Source organism: Microseira wollei NIES-4236, from assembly GCF_020521235.1.
Lineage (GTDB): Bacteria > Cyanobacteriota > Cyanobacteriia > Cyanobacteriales > Aerosakkonemataceae > Microseira > Microseira wollei.
In genome coordinates this window covers 1-23677 of the sequence record NZ_BLAY01000027.1, presented here as the reverse complement: position 1 = coordinate 23677, position 23677 = coordinate 1, and the positions used below count along the sequence as shown (strand labels likewise).

Annotated in this window: 19 protein-coding genes; 8 read left to right on the top strand and 11 right to left on the bottom strand. The window is 45.1% G+C overall.

Annotated elements, in window-relative coordinates:
• Positions 1-2: 2 nt before the first annotated feature.
• From MiSe_RS10920 to cofH, 4 genes are all read right to left on the bottom strand, one after another.
• Positions 3-359, bottom strand: coding sequence for a KGK domain-containing protein (locus tag MiSe_RS10920; RefSeq protein ID WP_226578715.1), 357 nt, complete (start codon positions 357-359; stop codon positions 3-5).
• Positions 360-678: 319 nt separating this feature from the next.
• A complete protein-coding gene (ccsB, locus tag MiSe_RS10915) occupies positions 679-1716 on the bottom strand; it encodes a c-type cytochrome biogenesis protein CcsB (RefSeq protein WP_226578714.1) in 1038 nt (345 codons plus the stop codon).
• Between the two features lie 359 nt (positions 1717-2075).
• Positions 2076-3863, bottom strand: a complete 1788-nt coding sequence (locus MiSe_RS10910) for a DUF3352 domain-containing protein (protein WP_226578712.1) — start codon at positions 3861-3863, stop codon at positions 2076-2078.
• A gap of 118 nt (positions 3864-3981) precedes the next feature.
• The gene (gene cofH, locus MiSe_RS10905) at positions 3982-5118 is read right to left on the bottom strand and encodes a 7,8-didemethyl-8-hydroxy-5-deazariboflavin synthase subunit CofH (protein ID WP_226578831.1); all 1137 of its coding nucleotides are present in this window, start codon (positions 5116-5118) and stop codon (positions 3982-3984) included.
• A gap of 368 nt (positions 5119-5486) precedes the next feature.
• On the opposite strand from cofH, the gene MiSe_RS10900 reads away from it, so the two are divergent.
• Positions 5487-7160, top strand: a complete 1674-nt coding sequence (locus tag MiSe_RS10900; protein WP_226578711.1) for an LA_3751/LA_3752 family putative glycosyltransferase — start codon at positions 5487-5489, stop codon at positions 7158-7160.
• 57 nt (positions 7161-7217) lie between these two features.
• On the opposite strand, the gene MiSe_RS10895 is transcribed toward MiSe_RS10900, so the two are convergent.
• The 4 genes from MiSe_RS10895 to MiSe_RS10880 form a co-directional block, all read right to left on the bottom strand.
• On the bottom strand, positions 7218-8837 hold the full coding sequence (locus MiSe_RS10895; protein ID WP_226578708.1) for a glycosyltransferase family 39 protein: 1620 nt from the start codon (positions 8835-8837) through the stop codon (positions 7218-7220).
• Between the two features lie 41 nt (positions 8838-8878).
• On the bottom strand, positions 8879-9598 hold the full coding sequence (locus tag MiSe_RS10890; protein ID WP_226578707.1) for a TVP38/TMEM64 family protein: 720 nt from the start codon (positions 9596-9598) through the stop codon (positions 8879-8881).
• A 34-nt stretch (positions 9599-9632) separates the two neighbouring features.
• The gene (locus MiSe_RS10885; protein WP_226578705.1) at positions 9633-11243 is read right to left on the bottom strand and encodes a glycosyltransferase family 39 protein; all 1611 of its coding nucleotides are present in this window, start codon (positions 11241-11243) and stop codon (positions 9633-9635) included.
• 63 nt (positions 11244-11306) lie between these two features.
• Positions 11307-12302 (bottom strand): glycosyltransferase family 2 protein, encoded by a 996-nt coding sequence (locus MiSe_RS10880; protein WP_226578703.1) that lies wholly within the window; start codon positions 12300-12302, stop codon positions 11307-11309.
• Positions 12303-12465: 163 nt separating this feature from the next.
• On the opposite strand from MiSe_RS10880, the gene MiSe_RS10875 reads away from it, so the two are divergent.
• The 5 genes from MiSe_RS10875 (at position 12466) to MiSe_RS10855 (ending at position 18539) form a co-directional block, all read left to right on the top strand.
• The gene (locus MiSe_RS10875) at positions 12466-14202 is read left to right on the top strand and encodes a glycosyltransferase family 39 protein (protein WP_226578700.1); all 1737 of its coding nucleotides are present in this window, start codon (positions 12466-12468) and stop codon (positions 14200-14202) included.
• Positions 14199-15404: a glycosyltransferase gene (locus tag MiSe_RS10870; RefSeq protein WP_226578697.1), complete on the top strand. Its 1206-nt coding sequence runs from the start codon at positions 14199-14201 to the stop codon at positions 15402-15404. The genes MiSe_RS10875 and MiSe_RS10870 overlap by 4 nt, the downstream gene beginning before the upstream one ends.
• Positions 15405-15435: 31 nt before the next feature.
• The gene (locus MiSe_RS10865) at positions 15436-17361 is read left to right on the top strand and encodes a glycosyltransferase family 39 protein (protein ID WP_226578695.1); all 1926 of its coding nucleotides are present in this window, start codon (positions 15436-15438) and stop codon (positions 17359-17361) included.
• Positions 17362-17428: 67 nt separating this feature from the next.
• Entirely contained in the window at positions 17429-18001 is a 573-nt protein-coding gene (locus tag MiSe_RS10860) for a hypothetical protein (protein ID WP_226578693.1), read from the top strand.
• Between the two features lie 7 nt (positions 18002-18008).
• A complete protein-coding gene (locus tag MiSe_RS10855) occupies positions 18009-18539 on the top strand; it encodes a hypothetical protein (RefSeq protein ID WP_226578691.1) in 531 nt (176 codons plus the stop codon).
• Positions 18540-18699: 160 nt separating this feature from the next.
• On the opposite strand, the gene MiSe_RS10850 is transcribed toward MiSe_RS10855, so the two are convergent.
• Positions 18700-19305 (bottom strand): DUF3318 domain-containing protein, encoded by a 606-nt coding sequence (locus tag MiSe_RS10850; protein WP_226578689.1) that lies wholly within the window; start codon positions 19303-19305, stop codon positions 18700-18702.
• Between the two features lie 151 nt (positions 19306-19456).
• Here MiSe_RS10850 and MiSe_RS10845 point away from each other — a divergent pair, with 151 nt between their 5' ends.
• The gene (locus MiSe_RS10845; RefSeq protein ID WP_226578686.1) at positions 19457-19726 is read left to right on the top strand and encodes a hypothetical protein; all 270 of its coding nucleotides are present in this window, start codon (positions 19457-19459) and stop codon (positions 19724-19726) included.
• Positions 19723-19947, top strand: a complete 225-nt coding sequence (locus tag MiSe_RS10840) for a zinc ribbon domain-containing protein (protein ID WP_307731330.1) — start codon at positions 19723-19725, stop codon at positions 19945-19947. The genes MiSe_RS10845 and MiSe_RS10840 overlap by 4 nt, the downstream gene beginning before the upstream one ends.
• A 144-nt stretch (positions 19948-20091) precedes the next feature.
• On the opposite strand, the gene ltrA is transcribed toward MiSe_RS10840, so the two are convergent.
• Entirely contained in the window at positions 20092-21858 is a 1767-nt protein-coding gene (gene ltrA, locus MiSe_RS10835) for a group II intron reverse transcriptase/maturase (protein ID WP_226578684.1), read from the bottom strand.
• 693 nt (positions 21859-22551) lie between these two features.
• Positions 22552-23580, bottom strand: a complete 1029-nt coding sequence (locus MiSe_RS10830; protein WP_226578681.1) for an RNA-guided endonuclease InsQ/TnpB family protein — start codon at positions 23578-23580, stop codon at positions 22552-22554.
• Between the last annotated feature and the right edge of the window lie 97 nt (positions 23581-23677).

Here is a 23677-nt window from a genome sequence, read left to right as displayed (position 1 = left end):
TTTTAGTTTTCGGTTTCTTGAATTTTTTGACGAAGATCGTCTAGAGGGGAGGGTGGGTTGATCGGTTCATCTGGGGAAAATTCCAGAGTTACTTTTACTCTGACTTTGCCTTTTTGCCAGTTACCACCTGGCTTCATTACTTCACAACTGACGCCCTCATCTAGCCACTTTTTCTTTTGTTTTATCCAATCTTCTTGTTTCTCAAAAGAGTTAATGTCTATTTCTATTACCCGTGATTTCATTGTTTTGAGCAATTTACCTACTTTAAACATAGGTTCGTGAATTAAAACTCGCTCTTGAGAGTTTTCTATAGACAAAACGGCATCTTCACTGTTCAGTGGCTCAAATTTATTGTTCATGTCAATTTTTTGCTTTAATTATTTTGTTGGCAATAAATGAGCGCGATCGCTCTCATATCAAAAAACGCCCGACGCCCAACGACTGAAGTCGCGGCTATACAAACAAAGCCTGCCTACGCAGGCTTGAAGTTAGTTAGTCCGCGCAGGCGGACTTTGTCTGTGTAGCCCGACGCCCAACGACTGAAGTCGCGGCTATACAAACAAAGCCTGCCTACGCAGGCTTGAAGTTAGTTAGTCCGCGCAGGCGGACTTTGTCTGTGTAGCCGCGACTTTAGTCGTTAGGCTATGCATGTGTAGCCGCGAATTCATTCGTTTGGTATTAGAAAAACCAACCGTAGGAATGCAATCCTTTACCTAAGAGATTGACGCCGAGGTAGCAAACCCAGACAACAACGAAGCCGGTTGCTGCTAAAATGGCGGGACGACGCCCTTGCCAACCGCGAGTGATGCGGGCGTGGAGGTAGGCGGCAAAGACTAGCCAGGTGATTAATGCCCAGGTTTCTTTGGGGTCCCAACTCCAGTATGAACCCCAAGCTTCGTTTGCCCAAACTGCACCGGCGATAATGCCGATGGTGAGTAGGGGGAAACCTAGTCCGATGATGCGGTAGCTGATGTTATCTAGGGTTTCGGCTAGGTTGAGGCGTTGGGGTGAAAGGGGTTCGGATGGTTTGAGTTTTTGCGCTGGGGCGGTTTGTATGGGGCTGAGAACGGCTGTTTTGGCTTTGCCGTTGCGATCCGCTGGTTGTTCAATTGTAGTGTCTGCGGGTTGGGAAACTATTTCTTCGGCGCGGCGCAATTTATAGTGGTTATTGCGAAAGCCGCCTGTACCGACTGAACTACCCCTCAGTTCGATGTTTTGTCCCCGCGTCACGAATAGGAATGCGATCGCTAGCAATGAACCTACCATTAAGGTGGCGTAACTCAGCATCATGACGCTGACGTGCATCATCAGCCAATTGGATTTTAAGGCAGGTACCAGGGGCGCTGCTGACTGCATCTCTGAAGGTAAAGTCATGGTGGCAAATGCAGTAATACCCATTGCCACAGGTGCCGTCGCGACGCCGACCAAGCGCGAACGGCTCATATTTTCGGCGATTAAGTGAATTGTTGTAATTCCCCAAGTTAGGAAAAATAGGGATTCGTACAAGTTGCTTAAGGGGAAATAACCGGCTTCTAGCCAGCGCGACCCTAGCATAGCAGCAATGCAGAGGTTTGCGATCGCCATCCCGGCTGTCCCCAAAGCTGGTAAATACGGGATGTTGGGGAATGCTGCGCCTCCCCAATAGATCAGCATGGTAATAAATAAGACAGCGAAGCTTGTATTATCCAGCCAGTTCTGGAGTAAAACCAGATCCATACAGTGTTCTCCCCAATCGATGTTTTAGTATTGTATCTATAATGTTCCCTACAGTCTGAAATTTATTTTAAGGCTTTATTTTTTCTCATCGCCCCTCTTCCTATTAACCCAACTAGGGGCGGTTTTAACGATACCAGAAACCGGGTTTCGACCATGATCTCTTTCCTGGCTCAACAATTTTTCACAGAAACCCGGTTTCTTGCCACACAGTGGTTTGTAAAACCCGCCCCTACCAGTTATAAATTTGGTCTTTGCTAATAGCTAATAGTTAATTGCTAATCTAGCATTTTTTGGCAGCGATCGATTAACCATTAGCCATTAGCGGCCTATTTGAGAACACTAGCAACTTGAGTTACTGTCTAAAGAGATGGCTGAGAAAAGCGTTCGGGGGTAGGACTGGGTAAAGGTTTGGGAACTCCGGCTTTTTTCAGCGAAACGAAGATATCAAAGCGGGTACTGCGTTCATCGCTAACGGCGGCGGTAACGCCGATACCGCGAATTGGTAAAAGTTGATTGGTGAGGGTTTTTTGGGTGTTGGGATCGGTGGAAAGTTGGAATAAAAAGGTTAAGAATCTAGCTGTACTGTCTATGCCTAAACGTTCAACATCGAGGTAGAAATGACCGTTGTTGGATTTTAGTTCTAAGGGGACGGTGTTGCGGAAGCGATCGCTTTGAGCCAAAGTTGTCTTGGGTTGAGGGACAATCCTGTTGGTAACCCCTCCTCCTAGTGACAAGAAAGCAACGTTTTCATCTAACCAACCTTGGGTAATTGTTAATTCCCGATCGGGTGCGATCCAATTTGTGACGGGGTTATTGCCGATGGTCGTTTTTTCTACCTTGAATTTATTTTGATTGCTCATTACTTGGTCGATCTGCTGGATCGTTGTAAGGGCGGCGGCGCGATCGCTTGCTTTTACCATAAATATTAAACCGGGTGCTGGGTTCGCTGCCGATTGATTTTCCCCTGAATTCGAGTTGTCTTGCGGCAAAGGCACTAAAGATAAAGAAAACTCTCCTGACATCCAGGAAAGTAAATCTTTTTCTAAATCCAAGTTGGTAAATTTTTTAACTGAACTGCGAATTTGTTCTGGTTTAAATGGCGTTAGCGGATTTGATTGGGCGTCTTGGATGTAATCTTGCCAAAATCGCTGTAAATTGCCGCCAGACATCATCATTAGGGTGTTGGCGGGTAGGCGGTTGGACATTTTAACTGCTGAGTTTTTGACCGCATATTTTTTGTCGCTATTCGGCTGAAGCCAGGAAATACTTTTAAACAGCAACCCTTCTGGTTTAATTGTCATGGTTGCTGCTAAGCCTTGCTGTTGAATTTGGGCTAAGTTTTGGGCAGACAGTTGCGGTTGGGAATTGATAGCAGCGGCGGCGGCTACTGGCACGTTGATAAATAATCTAGCAAAAGGTCGCTCGGTTTCTATTTTACCCAAAGCTTCTCTAAAGCCTGGAGTGTTTGCCAGAGATTCGCTACTACCGAAGGTGTCGATGATTCTTTCGGTAGCTTTTGGATTGGTTGTAACGACTAAGAAACGCCGATCTAGTACAGTTGCTGAATATTGAGTAGAAGCAATATTGAGCGCGTCTCCGGTTTTGGTTTCTTTGATTTCGATGCCTTTGTAGGTGCGGCTAATCCATTTTCCCTGTTGCAGGGGGCTGTTGGTAGGTTCTAATGCCTGTTTCGCTTGCAGGGGGTTATCAATCGGCAATATCATCACTACCGACTGTTGACTGGAGTTATGGGTTGGTGGGGTTAGGGTTGAGGATGACTGGGTGGGATTGGTTTGTTGGGTTGGCAAATAGGCAAAAGTTACTTCTTTACCTGCCCAAGGTTGGATATCCCGCTGGTAATTGTAGCCGTTGGAGGAGAGGAAGCGATCGCGCAACTGCCCCAAAGTCTTGGCAAAAGCAGCTTGGGTTTGAGGCGTGCCAAATGACCGCAATTGCTGCCATTGGTTGGGGTCGGTGGAGACAGAAAGCGCGATCGAGGCATCTTTAGGAATCAGATTAGCACCAGGGGGCAATCCCAAAACTGGCTGTTTCTGAACCAGTACCCAGCAGGTAGCAGCGCCACCACCAATCAAGAACGCAGCTACCCCCAACGATAGCAGCAACGACGGTTTCTTTTTTTTCTTCATGGGTCAATCGCTAATTGCAAACTTGGCGATTTTTCAGTTTTGTAGGGGCAGGTTTTCCCAACCATGTAGTATAAGGGGGGGGTTGGAGCCATCGCGATCAACCCCCCCCCTGACGCGATTAGGCAACAATGTTATAAAGTGTATCCCGTTGTTTGTAAGGACGCCCCAGGGAACGAATCGCCTCTTGCAGGGTTTCCACTTCCATACAAGTGCCGCCAACCGCCCCAGCCATCGTGGTAATATGCTCTTCCATTAAAGTACCGCCTATGTCGTTACAACCCCATCTCAAGGCTAATTTTGCACCTTCTAGACCAAGTTTGACCCAGCTGGGTTGATGGTTGGGTATCCATTTTCCCAAAAACAGCCGCGCTACGGCAGTCAGTACGAGGGCGTCTTCTAAAACTGGTTGATCTCGTCCGACGCGGCGGCGCAAGGGTTTGGGGGCTTCCTGACCGACAAAGGGCAGTAGAATGAATTCGGTGAAGCGAGCTAGGTAGCCGCTTTCTAAAGCCTTTTGTTGCAGATTTCGCAACCGAGTTAAATGGATTATCTGCTGTTCTGGCGTTTCAATGTGACCGGAAAGCATGGTACTGGTTGTCGGTACACCGAGTTTATGCGCTGTCTCGACGATTTCTAGCCAAGTTGCGGTATCGATTTTTTCCGGACAAAGGATGCGCCGCACTTCGTCGTCGAGGACTTCTGCTGCGGTTCCAGGCATCGAACCGACTCCAGCATCCCGCAGGGCAGCAATTACCTCAGAGTACGACAGTCCATCTTCTCTGGCAATAAATTGCACCTCTTGGGGGGAGAAGGCGTGCAGGTGCAGTTGGGGAAATTCGTTTTTGATCGTTTCCACCAAGCGCAGATAATAAGGCAAGGAAGCGCCGTTGAGTTTAGCGTCGAGATTGAGTCCTCCCTGCATACAGATTTCCGTTGCACCCCTCGCTACCGCATCGGTTGCTTTTTCGAGAATTTGCGCCCAATCTAACCAATAAGCGCCATTTTCCCCAGCATCGCGCCGGAAAGCGCAGAAATTACAATGTTGCTCGCAGATATTCGTGAAGTTAATATTGCGGTTGATGACGTAGGTGACGGTGTTGCCAGCGATGCGATCGCGCATCCAATCCGCAGTTTCCCGCATCGCCCCTAAGGCATCCCCATCGGTTTGCTTTAATAAAAAAACTCCCTCTTCCGGCGATAAGTCGTAACCTGCAACGACGCGGTTCAAAATCGTGTCAACAGTTTTAGTCGTCACGGCACATCCACCCAACGCTCTTGTCACTTTCTCAATTTTGCCAGGAAATCCTCTCCCAGGTGCGTTTGTTAGCAAGGAATGCGGCTGATTTTTCTCCCTGGGCGCGCTAAACTTTGATCGGGAACATAAAAAATTGTTGGTGCTAACCATAACGATGTTGATGTTCCCTACTCGCGTTAAGGAGGTATTTCCAAATGTTTTAAATCAATCTTTACATTTTTTTCAAGTATTTAAAGGTATAATGCAGCCAAAGTAGCTGCTAATGGCTAATGGCTAATCGCTCAATCAGAAAAACTGCTACCATCAGCAATTAGCAATTAGCAATTAGCAACTAGAGTTAAACTATTGGTTGGAGAGGTTATAGAAAAATGGATAAAGAGAAAAAACAGTCAAATGAGAAAATCATAAATATTGGCAGACATGCGTTGCCTTGGCTGGTCATATTTTTGGCCGGAATTATATTTACACTTTACTTGCAATTACTAATTCCAGAAGATGTATTTTTTAGCGGCGATGCTGGACTGAAAGCTCTGTTATCCAAGCAACTGGGTTCTGGTCAGTTGCGGTTTGATTTAGTCCCCCCTCCACAAACGTGGGTACAAAACCTTTGGAATAATGGTTTGTATCCGTTTGAAACCCCTTTTGTCTATAACTTATACAACAAGTATTGGATTACATTCCCCTATACATTTCCCCTAGTAACCGCGCCATTTTATGCCCTGTTTGGATATCGAGGATTTTATCTAGTTCCTCTCCTAGCAACTTGGGCAATCTGGTTGAGTTTTTATTGGGCGTGCCGTCGGTTAAAAATCGACAGCTTGCTCACAGCAGTTGGTTTAGTTGTCTTAATTTTTGCTTCCCATTTATCGATGTACAGTGCCATGTATTGGGAACATAGCCTTGCGGTAGCGCTGGCTTTTCACGGATTTTCTACTTTATTAATTCCCGGCAATTCCCAAGGGTTATCTAAAAAAGATGCCATATTAAGTGGAGTTTTAATTGGTTTAGCCGTTTGGTTTAGACCGGAATTTCTCTGCCTGGTTGGACTTGGCGTTGTGCTAGTTTATTTTGCCTCTTTAAATAAGTTCAGGCAATTGGATTTTATCAATAAAAGATTGACCTTGGGGAAACTAAACTATCTAACCAAAAACCGCGAAATCTTTGTCATCAGCATGGTGGTGACAGTCGCATTGTTCTTTCTATCGAATAAATTGATCTACAATCACCCTCTAGGGATTCATGCAATTCAAGTAGTCGAAGAACAAACATTAGTGCAAAGATTAAGAGATGCGCGGAAAAACTTTGGCGAACTCAGTTGGGCAATATTTGAATACTTGCCGATAACATTTTTCCCGGTTATATACTTGGTAATCGCTGCGATCGCCAAAAGAAGATTCAACATAAAACTTGCCGCTATCTATCTAATCTGCTTCTTCTTTATCGTCGGAGTGTCTTTGATAGTTCCCGTTAGCACCCAAAAACAAATTGCCGGTGGATTGCAATGGGGAACTCGATTCTTATTAGTTTTAGTTCCCATTATTTCTTTAGTGGCAATCAAGGAGTTACAATTAATCCAATTAAAAGCGAAACCGGCGATAAAATACGGTTGCTTCTTGCTGTTTTCTATACTCGTTGTAATTGGAGTTCATAAGAACGTAGTTGCAGGCACGGCTTTTTTAAATAAAACTCATAAAGGTTATTTACCAGCGATCCAATTTTTGCGAAAAGATCCGCATCAGGTTATTGCCATGTCCCATCAATTTGTAGCGCAATCTTTAGAACCAGGATTAAGCAGAGAGAAAATATTTTTTAGGGTAGAAGATAGCCAGAAATTGGTCAAATTAGGCAGTGCTTTAGCAGATCAAGGGAATCAAACATTTATTTATGTATGCTATCCCCACCGCAAGTGCAAGGTTCCCGAAGCCAAACCTGAAGCGCTCAAATTTAGCAAAGGAAATCAACGATTTGGAATTAAATTATCCAAACTAGGGAAGTTTGGTCAGTATCCTATATATGAGGCAGCGATCGCCAAAGAATCATAAGTTGGAGAAACCCGGTTTTTGAGAAAAACCGGGTTTCTAAATTCATCGCATGTGCAATTACTTATCAGAATTAGCCTTGCCCTTTTTGGATAGTTGCCAGAGTGTGGTTTGAACTTTTTTAACAGGATCTGTTTCACCCTTCCAAGAGTAAGTCTTGACTAGGCGATAGTTATACTTTTTTTCCAGGAACTCTTTTAATCCGTCTGGAGGAAGATATATAAATACATCCCTAACCTCTTTTAGCGGATTTGATTTCTTCTTCTCAACAAGTTGAAGATAAAATGATACAAGTCGCACTTGCGGTTTAACTGCATACCTCAGACCCAATAAATTGTACCAATTACCTAGCACAAGCGGGCGTTCAGTTTGGTTAATCACCTTAGTCGCTTCGGGAAGATAAGTTTGTCTATACCGATTCCACCAGGTTTCTGATTGAGAACTGACTGCACAGGAAACAACCCCCATAGAAATTAGGAAAACCATCGCGATCTGCCATAGCTTTTTTTGCCAGTTTTTCATAGATAAGGCGGATATCTTAGTAGCAAGAAGGTAAGCAATAGCGATTTGGATACCCAGGTATGAAGGGATCAGATATCGAATCACAGCAGAACGTTTTCCGCCTGAAATTACATCTGGCAGTGCTAAAGCTACCGCTGTCACTCCAATCAAGGTTAAAACAAATAGCCAAACTTGCTTTGGAGTTTGGCGACAGAGAAAATAAACTGCATATCCCACCAAAACTATAATGAATATATAAATTAATAAATTTCGAGTCAGGAAACTTTCATTGATATCAAAAAAAGACCGGCTTAAATTTAAAATCCACGTCCTCATTAAAGCGGGTAAGTGTACTTTTTCCTTTGACCAGTCTGTAGTTTCGGTAGCTTCTGAAAAACCACTCAAAATAGCAATTATCCAAGGGATGAAAATGATAGTTCCAGTTAAAGAGGCAAGCAGGTAAGCCTTAACTTGGTTAGTGAAGCGGAACCTTTCGTTAACGATTGCGTAAATGCCATGTCCAATAGCGACTAATCCGGAAAGTAGATATGTATAGAATCCCAATACTAAAGTAGCTGCATAAACACCCCAGCTCAACTTTGTTTGCAGCCGCATTGCTCGCAATAGAGCAGCGCTCGAGAGTAAGATAGTGACTATCCACAGACTAAAGGGTCGCGCTTCTTGGGCATACAAGAGGTGCAATGGAGAGATAGCTATCAGTGCCATTGCCACCCATCCGGTTAGTGGAGAGGCAAATAATTCTTTGCAAAGCCAATAAATGCAAGGAAACGCCAGCAAACTCACCGCAGCAGAAAAACTTCTGGTGACTGCCACAGAATTACCAAACAACTGCACCCAAAATCGGGCTAATACAAAGTATAAAGGCGGTAGTTGAGGTTCTTCTGTTGCCAAACCCTTAACTAAATCAACCAAACCTTTTTTTGGATTGGGATACTGATATTTTCGCCACTCTTCTACAGTCATTTCATTACCCTGCAAGGCTGACTGTTGAATTTCTTTAAAGCTGTAGCCAGAAATTCTGATTGAAGTAGCGACTTCATCATTCCAGTAGAGTTTTTTATCCAGGTTAGCAAATCGAAAAAACACGCCCAACACTAACAGGATAATTATTAAAATTCGTAACCAATTGTAATAAATTGGTTGTTCTTTTGAAAGCATGACATCCTCGCTAACTGGTGTTTAAAGGGGATAGAATTGAGTTATTTAGTTCGCTCGATATCCGGAGCGCTTTGATTTAACGAATTAGAGACTTCGCTTTCTTCTAAAGCTTTTCGGGGATCGCTGCGGCGACGGCGATACCAAGTCGCACCGCCTACAAGTATACCCGTCAAACCCAAAGCCCCCATCAGCGGTAAAACATCCCCGGTTCTCAACGCTTGTAAACCCGAACTACCTAACAGTACAAACGGCAAAACTCCCGGTACCGTACCCAAAAGCGTCCCGACAAAATAATCCCGAAATCGAATCGAAGTCAACCCCGCAGCAAAATTAACCAACCCATAGGGAATAATCGGCAACAAACGGATCGCAAACATATAAAATAATCCACCCTGACGCATTTCTGCATCCATTGCTTCCCAACGTCCAGCGAATTTTTTCGCTACTAAATCTCGTCCTACAGTGCGGGTAAAAGCAAAAGCTACCACAGCAGCAATTACAGCCGCAATTGTAGTCCAAAGCGTACCCCACCAAGCGCCAAAAATCGCCCCGCCGCTGAGATTGAGTGGCGTTGAAGGCAATATTAATATCGTTCCTACTGTATAGAGGAAGATATAAGTAACGGGTGCCCATACACCCGCCTGTCTTAGCCAAGTTTGCAACTGCGCTTGGTCAATTCCTCCGAGTAGGTAAACGCCCACTCCTGTAGCGATAATACAGACGACTGTAAGCAGGAAAACGCCACTTTTAAAATTCAACACAAAGCACAACTCCTCAGTTCTGTAAACTTCATAATTATTGCTTTCTTTCTGAGGTTTTTTCTAATTCCCAGAGTTCGAGCTTGCGGCCTTTATAAGCCATATTTATTTTGTAGTTTTGCTCTTGTTCAAGTTTGGCCTTCAAGTTTTTAGAAGGTTTGTATAAAAACATTTGACTGAAGCCTTCAGGAATCTTAGGTACATTGGGTTGATTCACGACTAAAATTTTTACATTAGGAGCGAGCCTATGACTAAGAGGCAGCGTACTAAATATGTTTTCTGTGATAAAAAGCGGCTGGCTAGCTTGATTAATAATGCTAGCTGCTTGTATTTCATCATAGCTGGTAGTTCTTTTATTCCACCAAGTTTCTGCTTGAGAGCTGATTGTGCCGGATAGGATACCAACCGATAACAGGGAAATTAGGATCGGCTTCCATAGATTTTGTATCCAATTACTAGCAGGTATAGAGTTAATTTTGCTTCCGAGTAGGTAAGCAACAGCCAACTCCATTCCTATATAGCAAGGGACAAAATACCTAGCCATTATTGACCGATATCCTCCAGAAAATAAATCTGGCAAAACTATAGCTACTGCTGTAGTCCCCATTAAGGTTAAAACAAACAACCAAATCCTTACAGGTGTCTGGCGACATAGTACATAAATTGAATATCCGACCAGAATCAAAATGAGGGGAATTAAATATTTACCAAACCCCCAATTTAAAGGCGAATTTGGAAAATATGTGAAAATATACCAAAAATCAGCAAAACCATAGCTGAGGTTATAAATCCAATTGCTTACCAAAGATGAAAGTGTCATATTTTCGCTTGACCAAGATGTTGCACTCTCAAAGCTGGAACGATTAGCCATCATAGTCAACAGCCAAGGTGTGAAAGCTAAAATACTTGCCAGAGAAGCGAACAGATAAGCAATAAAAGTCTTACTCAATCGAAATTTTTCAGTTACGATTGCATAGATTCCATGCCCAATTGCCACAAAGCCAGTAAATAAAAATGAGTATAGCCCTATTGCTAAAGTGGCTGCATAAATTCCCCAACTGAGCTTTGTTTTCAGCCGTATAGCTGCTAGCAGTGCTGCACTTGATAGTAAGATTGTTACTGTCCACAAACTATACATCCGTGCTTCTTGAGCGTATAGTACGTGAAAGGGTGATACGGCTGTCAGTCCGATGGCAATCCATCCCACCGCAGGTGACTTAAATAATTCTCTACATAGCCAATAGATAGAAGGAAATACTAGCAAGCTAATTAGAGCGGAAAAGCTTCTAATAGCGGCAACTGAACTGCCAAAACAAGATGCCCAAATTTTCAGTAATATATAATACAAAGGTGGATGAACATCTTTGCTTAAAGCTTTTATTGTGTCCCCTAAATTTTTTTTGTCGGGATTGATGTTTTGATACTTCTGTAAATCTTTAACGCTAATAACCTGACCATTGAAAAATTCCCGTTCTAATTCTGAAGCTGTGTACCCAGCAATCTGTAATGATGTAAAAACCTCATCCCCCCAGTATGCTTTCTTGTCAATATTAATAAATCGAAAAAATATCCCTATAATTAAAACGGTCAATATCGCCAAGTACAGCGGATTTTTATGCTTCAAAGCGGTCAGCGATTGCCTTTTCATTATTTTGGTTTAACTCGACTAAAATAACTCTTTGATGCACCCAGAAGCAAGTGATATAAATCCTTACGTTCGATCTAATTTTGAACTATCAACCTCTTCATCTATACTTGGCTTATTATCAAACCCATAAGATTCTCGTACTAAATAAAGCGGGCGTCCTTTAACTTCTTCGTAGACGCGACCTAGATATTCGCCAATAATTCCCAGGGTCAGGAGTTGAATGCCTCCCAGAAACAGTACGGCTACCATTAACGAAGCATAACCGGGAACATCGATGCCATCTATCAGCGTGCGAATGACTAAATAAACAGCGTAAACCAATGAAATAAAGGATATACTCAAGCCAACGTAGCCCCAAATTTTCAAGGGGAGAAAGCTAAATGAGGCAATCCCGTCAAGGGCAAAATTCCACAGACGCCAGTAATTCCACTTAGTGGTTCCTTTAAGACGGGGTTGGCGGTCGAACATCACGGTTGTTTGCTTATATCCTACCCAGGCGAACAACCCTTTCATAAAGCGAGTCCGTTCTGGTAATTGTTTGAGGGAGTCAACTACGCGCCGATCCAATAAGCGAAAGTCGCCGGTATTGGGGGGGATGGGAACCCGACTCATGCTACCGATGGTGTTGTAGAAAGCGTTGGCGGTAAAGCGTTTGAACCAAGTTTCACCGGCGCGCGATCGCCTGGTGGCATTAACCACATCATACCCTTCGCGCCACTTGGCAACCAATTCCTCAATTACCTCCGGCGGATCTTGCAGGTCGGCATCAAAGGGTATCACCGCCGCACCCGTAGCATAGTCAATCCCAGCAGTGAGAGCGATTTCCTTGCCAAAGTTGCGCGAGAAGTTGACAACTTTAATCGCTGGGTTACGATGATGATGCTCGACCAAACACTTAAGGGTGTTGTCTCTACTGCCATCATTGACGCAAACAATCTCATAGCTTGCATTCAGGCGTTTTAGGACGGACTCTAACTCGTTAAACAGGTGGTCGATATTAAGTTCCTCATTGTAAAAAGGAACCACTATCGAGAGTTCTACAGGATTATGGGAGGACATAGTAAAAATACGGAGAAGCTTATAGACTCAAGTCGCGGCTGCTAAAAAATTACGCGGTCTTTGCTTTTATAGCACAGTAATTCTTGGGTATCCTGAACTTTAAGATCGTACTGGGAAATGTCATATCGATGTCTTTGGTAAATTTTTATTGCAATAAAAGTCTATGAGCCGCAGCTTCCCGATTTTTAAAGCCCCGACACGCTTTTCCCTAGAATTGTTGCTAATCGCGGGTATAGCCATCGGTATCCTATTACGCCTTCTCAACCTGGGAAGCCGGGAATTTTGGTATGACGAAGTGTTATCGCTCCTCGTCTCTAGCGGGCAAGCGGTAAACTATGATGGGCCGGGACCTGTACCCGTGGTTCTACGTGAATATACGGCTTTGTTTAGCGTACCGCTAAATGCAGGCGTGCAAGACTTCGCCAACGTCTTCAAAGGTCTGGTCAGCGACGTTCATCCCCCGCTGTCGTTTTTGTTCCTCCACTTCTGGATGCGGTTGTTTGGCAGCAGCGAAATCGCTACGCGGGGTTTGATCGCGTTAATTAGCGCCTTAGCAGTAGCTAGCGCTTACGGACTGGGACGGTTTTTACTAGGACGTGGCGGCGGATTGATATTAGCTGCCTTACTCGCCACCAATCCTTACTATTTATCCCATTCCCTCAATATCCGCATGTACGCCCCCTTAGTGCTGTGGGCGATTCTCAGCGCTTGGGCGATGCTACATCTAACGGACATGGGGAATGGGGCAGAAAGTGAGGAAAATGAGGAAAAAAACCCTTCCCCGCTCACCAGCTCACCAGCTCACCCCCTCAACCGCTCAACATTGTTCTGGAGTGCGGTATTAATTGGCTCCGTAGCGGCAGGGTTGTTGACTCAGTACCTGTTTGCCCACTGGGTGATAACGCTGGGTATTTTTTCCCTGGTGTTCGACCGGCGTCGGTGGTGGCAGCATGGAATGCGCTTGGGGATTGGCGTCCTGCTGACGCTGCCTTGGGCATTGTGGGGAACCAGACAGCAACTGCGAAATCGACCCAACCTCGGCGGTCAGTTTGACAGTACGGGTGGGTTACAGCACTTCACAGATGCAGCTCAAACTTTGGGCAACCATTTAGTTTTGGGAGACTGGGGAACGAGCTTCCCGGTAGGGGTTTCCACCGTAGCTGGGACAATTGCGATCGCCCTGTTGGCTGCTTGTGCCATTAGCCTGTGGCGGATGGGAGAACGTCGCAGCTTGGCTGTGGCTTTTGTTTTGGGCATCGTTCCCCTGTTGCTGGCATTGACCGTGGATATAGTAACCAACAAGTTCACGGTTGGTTTTGGTCAAGGGAGAACATTGATCTTTATTCTGCCCGGATGCTTGCTGTTGATCGCGACTTGGCTGTTGCAGGCATCTGGGAGATGGCTGCCAACCGTGGCGGGGGGTTTGCTGTTACTATATTTGACCGTTGGCGTGGGCGACTACACGCTGCGGCAGCGCGCCATGTTCCATCAGGTAGCCGATTTGATTCGGCAAGCACCTAAAACCCCAACTTTAGTAGCAATGAACTCCAATGCTTGGGGACACGTTCTGCGTTTGGCTTATTACACGCCTCCCAATACTTCGGTGAAGCTATTGGCTCGCGCGCCTGCTAAGCTGGCTCCGAGTTTAGAAAAAGTTCTCCAGGGTGCAGAAGGCTCGAAATATTCTCGCTTAATTTTCTTGGACAGCGCTAAACCCGTTTGGTCTGCTCTAAAAACCGAAACCCAAAAGCAAACCGAAAAGCGCAAAATCGAAAAAGTGTTGCAAACGGCTTTTTGCAAGAGCAAACAACCGTGCAAACCAACCAAAACACAGCAGTTGTCCGGCACGATGGACATCGATCAATTTACTGTCAACCTTTACACTCGTTCTGGTAAATGAGTATCAGCCAACCTAATTCGCTCCTGCCGGTTCCAACTGGCGCTTTAGTAATTCCTGAATTACCGCCTGCTTCGAGCGATCCAGAGAATCGCCCCTTGATTTTTTCCCTAGTTATTCCTACTTTCAACGAGGGAAAAAATGTCGCTAAAATTGTTCAGCAATTGAGTACTTTGCTCGATGAATTTCTCCCCGGAGCCTACGAGCTAATTGTAGTTGATGACAATAGCCCCGACGGTACTTGGAAAATTGCTGAAGATTTAATGCCCCTGTATCCCCAACTGCGAGTGATGCGGCGCGTGGAGGAAAAGGGACTTTCTACTGCCGTGATTCGCGGCTGGCAAGCGGCGCGCGGAGAGGTGCTGGGGGTGATCGATGCAGATTTGCAGCACCCTCCGGAGTTGTTAGCCAAACTGTGGGGCGAAATTAAGCGGGGAGGCGATATGGCGATCGCTTCTCGTCACGTAGAAGGCGGCGGCGTCAGCGACTGGAGTGTTATTCGCCGCTTTCTATCCCGTGGCGCCCAAACTATGGGTTTAATTATCCTGCCAGAAGTGATCGGTCGCGTCACCGATCCGATGAGCGGTTACTTTATGGTACGCCGCAAATGCATCGCCGGTCGCGAAATGAGTCCCCTGGGTTACAAAATACAAATTGAAGTGCTAGCCCGGGGACGTGTACCCTGGATTGGTGAAATCGGCTATGTATTCCAAGAGCGCCAAGAAGGTGAAAGTAAGGTTACTTGGAAACAGTATGTAGATTATATCCGCCACCTGATTCGCTTGCGCTTTTCCGTTGGTCCTGTGGCGAGATTTTTCCGGTTTGGTATGGTGGGTTTCAGCGGCGTGTTTGTAGACATGACCGTATTTTTTATATTGCGTACCATCCTTGGTTTAGGGCTGACTCGCAGTACCATACTTTCCGCAGAAGTGGCGGTGATCAATAATTTCTTGTGGAACGATTTCTGGACTTTTGGCGATATTTCTAAACGGCAGCCAGGAAAGCGTCAGCGCTTAAAACGGCTGCTGAAATTCAACATTATCTGCCTCGCAGGAATTATTTTACAAACCTTGATCGTAAATTTGCTGTTTGCCATTGGCATCAATGCATATGTCTCAAAGCTGATTGCGATCGCTTTAGTCACCGTCTGGAATTTCTGGCTGAATTTAAAGCTCAGTTGGCGCGTCACCGACGTGCAAAAATAATTGCAGATTTTAGATTTTAGATTGGAGATTGATGATAAATCCAAAATCTGCGTTCCCAGGCAAAGCTCTGGGAACGAGCCAAAATCTAAAATTACACTGGTTACTATTGTTACTGTGGATCGCAATTGGTATTGCGTTGCGCTTCACTCATTTAGCGTCGAAATCGCCTTGGACGGATGAGTTTTCCACGCTGGTTTTTAGCTTGGGAAACAGTTTTCGCACCGTGCCTTTGGATAGAGCGATCGATCTAGATACCTTGTTACAACCGCTACAAACAAATTCAGCGCTAGGTGCAAGGGAAGTAGTGCAAAGCTTGCTATCTGAAACTAACCATCCGCCGCTTTATTTTGTCCTGGCGCATTGGTGGATGGATATGTTTCCCTCCGATGATGGGTTAGTTTCTTTATGGGTGGCGCGCAGTTTCCCCGCTTTATTGGGTGCAGCTTCAATCCCGGCTATCTTTGGTTTGGGAGTACTAGCTTTTCGTTCCCCCTTAGTCGGTCATATAGCTGCGGCGATGATGGCGGTGTCGCCCTACGGCATTTTTTTGGCACAGGAAGCGCGTCATTACACTTTAGCAATTTTATGGGTCATTGCCTCCCTTTGCTGTTTGATTATTGCCGTGAAAAACATCCAACAGCAAAAACCAATATCTATTTGGATAGCACTTATTTGGGTAGCAATTAACACTTTAGGAATTGCCACCCATTATTTTTTTGCCCTAACTTTGTGCGCCGAGGCAATAGTTTTAATCATGTGGGGCATAGGGCAGACGGGCGTTATAGCGGTTTGCAGGCGCATGAGGTACACCTTCGTTTGTGTAGCGGCAGCATTAATGCTGCCGCTACGCAAACGAAGCCTTAAGGCTGTACTTCACTCGCTGGCAATCCGCTGTAAATTTATACTCTCACCTGCAAGCCTGTACGCCTGCACAAGAGCTATCTTTCTTAAACATTGGTGGCGCATCTACGCCGTGGTAGCGGCAACCTTGGCGGGAGGAGCGATATGGTTACCTTTGATGCAGCACGGTTACGACAGCAAACTGACTGAATGGATTAAGAATAGCGATCGCATGGGAATAGAATGGATTGCGCCGATTTTTCAAGCGATCGCTGCCTGGGTGACTATGTTGTCTTTACTACCAGTAGAATCATCCCAACTACCCATTATTATTGCCTCTGGCTTGGGGATGATTGTCTTTTTTATCTGGGCGTTACCTATTTTAGTACGCGGGCTAAAAGTCCGGATGCAACAACCAGGAAATCGTATAGGTATACAGGTATTGGGTGGCTTTATAGTGAGTGCGATCGCCATATTTTTTATTATTACTTACGGACTCGGCATCGATTTGACGCGCGGTGCAAGATACAATTTCGTTTACTTTCCAGCCGTTATCGTTTTAGTAGGAGCAAGTCTCGCTGTTTCTTGGCGTCAATCTACATTAGAAAAATCTGCTTATACACCCAGTTTAAGAGGTAAAAAAGCCGTCGCGCTAATTTGGCTGATGGGATTGGTAAGCGGACTAACTGTAGTCTGTAATTTGGGATATCAAAAATACTATCGTCCCGACCTTTTGGTGTCTTTAATTCAACAACAATCTCAGATACCCGCGTTAATTGCAACGACCCATAAAACCCACGTACAAACGGGCGAACTCATGGGAATCGCTTGGGAATTTAAACGTAAATTGGGTCAAATAGCAGGAATTCCTCAGTTTCTCTTGGCGCATCAAGAATATAAGGGTTCAAGAACTGCGACAGTTACGCTGCAAAAAACCCTCTCAAAAATGCCCCGACCTCTGAATTTATGGTTGGTAAATTTCCACGCGCCAGTCGAGTTATCAGCACAAAATTGTTTGGCTGACTCGCAAGCAAAGCCATCGGTGGATGGCTACGAATACAAACTTTATCATTGTTTGCAGTTAAGCGAGCGCCTGTCAGATTCAAGCCCTAATTAAAATCGGGAATTTTCCCGGTATTTTAACACAAAAAATTGAAAAAATAATTTATTACAGGACAACAAGTATGGCCAAACATAAAGAGTACAAAAGCGTCAGTGAATTTCCCCTCCATACTGAAAAGCTCAGTCGCGATGAATTAGAGGCGACCTATCAAAATATTCGCAATACTTACCGCAGCCTAACTATCAGTCGAGGTCAGCTAGTACGACGCCAAAATGAGACAAAAGCGAACCTTATAACTTTACAGCAAAAATTCAAACAAACGACAACTACACTTGAGAAAGTTAACGCCGAAACAGAAAAGCTGCAAAAATCACTTGCTCACAGCGTTGAAGCGCAGCAACAGTTAAAAAGCTGGGGGAATAGCCTGAATGAAGAAGTAAAAGACTTAAAGGAGCAGATGAATGCAACAACTCAGTTAATCGAGGAGTTTGAGTCAGTTTATGCTCGAGTAAGTAACGACAAAGGGCCGCTTTCTGTGGGGCGTCGCTTGCTGCTATTACTAAAAGCAGCACATCGACTCCTCAATACCGATATTAAAGACTTGATACCGAAAAAATTGCCGCCACAGCAGTCGGAGTCTTGGACAGAGGAAACACCCCGCGCTATTGGTCGCGATCTATTAGATAATAAATAAAAGCAAGATGGGCAAACTAACAAAATCGCTGAAAGAAGCTACTCAGAAACTTGACCAAGTCCAGTATGGTATTAACCAAATGCAGGAACTCGGTCAGGAAATTACAGAGAACACATTCCGCGTTGCAGAAACAGCACTTCGCACTGGCTATCTTTACGCTAAAGCTGAAGCTGAGGAAACACCGACCCAGCACCTTCTTCCAGGCGAGTCCCACCCATCAGAAAAAAACCAACTCAAGGGTGAAACACACTGGACAGAAGCATCATTAAAAGCTAAGTTTGGTAGCCGTGATGCCGCGTATCAATACCTGCGGGATGTTCGCGGAATTAAATTGCGATCGCGCAGCTGGAAAAATATTGTAGATGCTTTCAACCAGGGTGTAGAAGAGCTATCTCTAGCGCAACGAGTGGTACAACTGGAGCAGACTCTAACTCAGCAGACACAATACATCGCGACCCTAGAAGAAAAAATACATCAAATGCACCTACAGTTGTTAGAGTTAACAACTGCTGTTGAACGGCTGACTAAAGAACGTTGAAGGTAGATAACTCAAGTTGCTAGTTATAAAATTCGGTCTTGGTAATTGCTAATTGCTAATTGATCGTGGGCATATTTTTGAGTTCTACCATTAGCCATTAGCTATTAGCCATTAGCTGTTAGCAGCCCTAATAAAGATAACTAGCAACTTGCGTTAGATATTATTCTTGCTTGATGGTATCGGGAACGCCGACGGGAGAAAGTCCGGCGAGCGCTCGCAAATTTTGCGATCGTACCAGTTCGGTAAAATCGAGGGGACGCCTTTCGATTTGGGCAACGGCTTCGATCGCTCCTAGCAGGTTTCTGGCGGCTTCTGCTTCCTCGTAGCCCCGTCTTAGGGCAACTTTAATCGCGGCTTCGTCAGCATCGAGTTGGGACTGGGTACTGCGGCTTTGACGCCAAATTTGGTATCCGGCGATCGCGCTTAATCCCCCAGAAACCAAAATCCCCATCCCATCCCCTTGGGAAAATTGAAACGTTCCCGCCAACACCCCAGCCACTACAATACCTTGATACAAATCCGGCTTAAACCACTTCACCCCAATCAGCCAGCTAACGGTTCGCAACAGCAGCATATCTCGCTGCGGTCGAGGCAAGAGTCGCCACAGGTCAAAATTAATCCAAATCGGTCGTTCTTGGTTCCAAGGCAGGGGAAACTGGCAGTCAATCACTTTTGGTTGCTCCGGTTTGCTGGTGATTTTGGTCATCATGCGCCCGGAAGCAGGCATTACATCTAATAGGCGGCGAATTTCGGCAGTTGGCTCCATACAGTTTTTTGACCCCTCACCATTTAGGGTAAACGATCGCAGCACTTTGCCAAACGATTAATATTTGTCTGGTTTAGAAAAATTATTTGGCGATACCACATTGACACTCAGAAAGCTGATAATGGGCGATAGACCCCAATCTGTTTGACGCATGGATGCTTTCGCCCCAATTCCACCCGACTGGACTAATAAGGCAATCCACGCCCACGAGTTCCACTGTCCTGCGTGTCGTGCTTCCTGTATGGAGGCGCAGCGAGTTTGGATCAACCGGCGATCGCCTGTTTATACTGAAGACTATCGCAAAAAGTGGCAAGAGTTCTACGAGTGCAAGTGCGGCACCGTTTGGTGGGCTTGGAGTAACGAACGTCCCCCTTCAGAGTTTACCAAGAACGATCTCGACCCCAATCCGTTTGATGAGTGACCTCAAAAACTTGCGGTAGCTGTGGCTATATTCACCACAAACTTGGCGGCGCAAAAGTATTTAAATGCCCACGATGTGGCGTTCGCATCCCGCGCGATGTGAATGGCGCGCGTAATATCTTGTTACGCGCTTTGCAGGCAACTGCCTTTACCGTGACGCATGATTCTATCGTGCTTTCTGGTTTTCCAGAATTGACGGATGCTTTAGTTAATCATGGTTAAGCGCTTTGATTAGCTTGAAAGTTGCACTCCCGGTATCCCGTTCGACAAAAACTCTCGGGTAGAGTCGAGGGGAGTGTTACCACTGGGCCCCTCTCATCCGAAACCGTGCGTGAAACTTTCGCTTCACACGGCTACTCAATGTGTCTACCTTTTGTCATTAACGGACTTCAAACTTCCATCGTTGGCAGTTTTTTCATCATGGCAATGTCGATGCAATAGCTGTAGGTTTTTCCACTCGTCTTTGCCTCCAAGTGATAGTGGATTTTTGTGGTCTACTTCTAGTACATCTTCCGCTCTAAAATGTAGTCCGCACCAAGCACATTTCCCTTTTTGCTGTTTGAGTAGCTTAGCTTTACGCTCTGGCATTTCGGGATGTGTGCCTAGTCTTGAACTCCAGTAAACTAAATCGCCGTCGAAAGGGCTTTTTTCCCCTTTTACCTTCACATAATCGTCACTACTACTGTGGTGTTCGATGTGTGTAAGTAACCGATAGAGGTTTTTACCTTCTTTGGCTGCGAAAACCCAGTTGTTGTTTTCAATAGTTATCCAGTAGAGTTGATGTCCTTTACTGGCACTTTTTGTCCGGCGTTTTGCCCATCTTCGGAGTTTCAGATACGTTCTTCTATCTTGATTACTAAAGGCTCTGGATGTTCCGGCATCCGAAGCTTTGTAATAGGAAGCCCATCCCCTTATGACAGGGTTTAGGTCTTTAATGAGCGCAGCTTGCGGCGATGACCTATGTTTTAAGATGATGCTTCTGATATCTTGCTGGTGTATCTTATTTGCTTCCTTAGTTGGGGTAATGAGGGTATGAAAGCCTAATATTTCTCGATTACTGTCTTTATCGCTCCGATACTTTCCAACTGGAAACTGCTGAATGTGATGACCCAAAAAGTCAAATCCAGCTTGATTATCCTCGCTGAGTTCGTGTCGAAGCGTGTGGGTTAATCTCGTTTTTTCAGGCAGTTGCAAGCGAATGCCTTTTAACCATTCCGAGATTAATTCTCGGCATCTTTGGACAACGGTTTTATCTTCGTGTAGGACGACAAAATCATCAGCATATCTCACCAATGTCAGGGAACTTATTTTGTCCCTTTTACTCATTCGTCCACCACTTCGATATTTGAGGGTAAGGGTTTCAGCTAGCTGTTTTACCATTTCTTCTAAACCGTGGAGGGCAATATTAGCCAAAAGTGGAGAGATTACCCCACCTTGCGGTGTTCCAAGAGATGTTGCTGAAAAAGCTCCTTGGTCTATCACTCCAGATTTTAACCAGGCTTTAATTTGTTGCCTGATTTTGCCTTTTATGTTTAACTTTTGGAGCAATGCTTCATGGTTTATGCGGTCAAAACATTTCGCTATATCAGCATCTAGCACGAATTTAGCTTTTTGCTGTATGCTCAGTTTAATTTGCTTAATCGCATCTTGGCATGACCTTCCGGGTCTAAACCCGTAGCTGTTTGGCTCAAAGTGAGCTTCCCACTCAGGTTCTAGAGCCGCTTTAACCACGGCTTGTAAGGCGCGGTCGTACATCGTGGGTATTCCCAATGGGCGTTTTTCGTCTTTTCCTGGCTTTGGTATCCATACCCTTCGGGTGGGTTTGGATTTACCAGTGAGTTTCAATTGCCCTGCAAGTTTTAGACGCGCTGCTGGGGATAGCGATTTTACCCCATCCACTCCTGCCGTCTTACGACCTTGGTTGTCTTGTGTTACCCGTCGTACCGCTAAAACCCTGTTAGACCAAGACCTCATTAATGTCTTCTGGAGTTTTCGGACTCGTTTGACATTGCCACAACGTGAAGCGGCGTAAATGCGTTTTTGCAACTTGAAGACATATTTTTCGGCTTGTCGCCAATTAACAGTCTTCCATCCCTCAGTATTCGTTTGTGAATCTGATTTAGGCTTTTCCATTACTACTTGCACCTTTAGCACTTAACACATTGCGGTTCACGTCAGCATATCCTGGCAGTTACGCCATCCTTTTTCAGGCATTACCCGTTATTTCGGGTTAGGCGCTTTGCTTTTTGAACCATCCTTCCCTTTGATGTCTTATGGGTGACTTCCTACCTACAGACCGACCTCTTGTAGGAGACATCAGAGGGTTACTTCGTTCCTGATATCCATTGTTTGAGTCCTTTAGGGCGTGTCTCTCCACCGGGGTTCTAGGTTGTGCGCTAACTCAATTAAAGGAATTTGTTAGACCTTACCCTTGTCAGATATTTCTAACCCAGGAGGTGGATTTTGGTTCCACAAGCTTATATCCCCTGGTTCCGGTCTAGCGATGGCTCAACGACACTTTGTCTGTTCTACCCCACGATTTCCCATTGCTTCACTTATGATTAAGTTTCACGTCCGGATCGGTTATTAGACTCTTGCTTGCGGAGGGTGCTTTCAGCTATTACCACCTTTTCCCGCTTTCGTCCCCGCTTTACAGATTTGATAGTCAATCTCTTCTGTAGGGGCTACCAAGAGAACTTGGTAGTTTACGTGCTTTCAACCCCGCACTAGGGCGACAGGATTTAGTTTTCTAGGATACTAACTTCACCTGCATGGATATCAAGTTGTCATCAGCAGAGGATGAAAGTGCGTACTCAACCTTTTGGGTTACTCTACTGAAGCCAGCCATCCCTCCGTAAAGGATTTCGGCTGAACGAATCGCACCTTTAAGGACGGGATGCCCCACCGCCTATTTTTTATATTTATTGCTGCATTATGGTCGCGGTGTAGACTGCACCCACAGTTAGGGCAGTTGTGCCATCTTTCATGCAACTTTTTTCTCACTGTACGACCACAACTAGAACAATCTTGAGATGTACCGGAAGCATTCACAGCAATTACCAACAAACCAGCATTTTCGGCGTTTGCCAGTATCGATAGGAAGCTTGACCATCCAGCATCATGTACAGATAAGCCAAGTCTGGATTTTGAAAGACCTTTAATGTTGAGGTCTTCATCAACCACAACATCGTATTTTGACAGCAATTGCTTTGCTGTCTTGAAATGAAAGTCTTTGCGCTTATCAGCAACCTTTTTATGCTGCCTACCTAGTTGTTTAACAGCTTTTAGCCTACGTTTACTCCCCTTCTTACGACGCGATACCCGTTTTTGAATAACTCTTAAGCGCTTTTCTGCTTTGCGGTAGTGCTGTGGAATAGTAACCGTTTCACCTTCAGAAGTAGTCAAAAATTCCTTTAAACCCATATCAATACCAGTTATCGATTTTGCATTAATCTCAGGCTTAATCATGGGAACATTTGCATCTTCTATGCTGAGATTTAGGTAATAGCCATCGGCTTTTTTGGTAACAGAAGCGGTTTTTATTTTGCATCCATTAGGTAGAGGTCTATGCAAGATGACCTTGACTTTTCCGAGCATTGGCAAGTTAATTAAGTTGCCTTGCCAACACCCTTCTTTCATTTGTGGATAAGTAAAAGTTCGGTAGCGGTCACGTGATTTGAATCTCGGCCTACCGCTACGTTTACCTTTGCTATCTCCTTTGAGAAAACGGTCAAAAGTAACTTTCACCCGTTTGACTACATCCTGCAAAACCTGGGAATAAATTTCCCCATAATGAGGATGAGTCTTTTTAAGATTGGGCCTGGTTTTCTTGTCGGGTAGGAAGGTATCCGTCACCGCATCCTTCCCCCCTAAGAACCGTACTTGACAGTTACCCATCATACGGCTCAAGCATCCTCAACCTTTCGGTTTTGCTTTCCATGCACCGATTTGT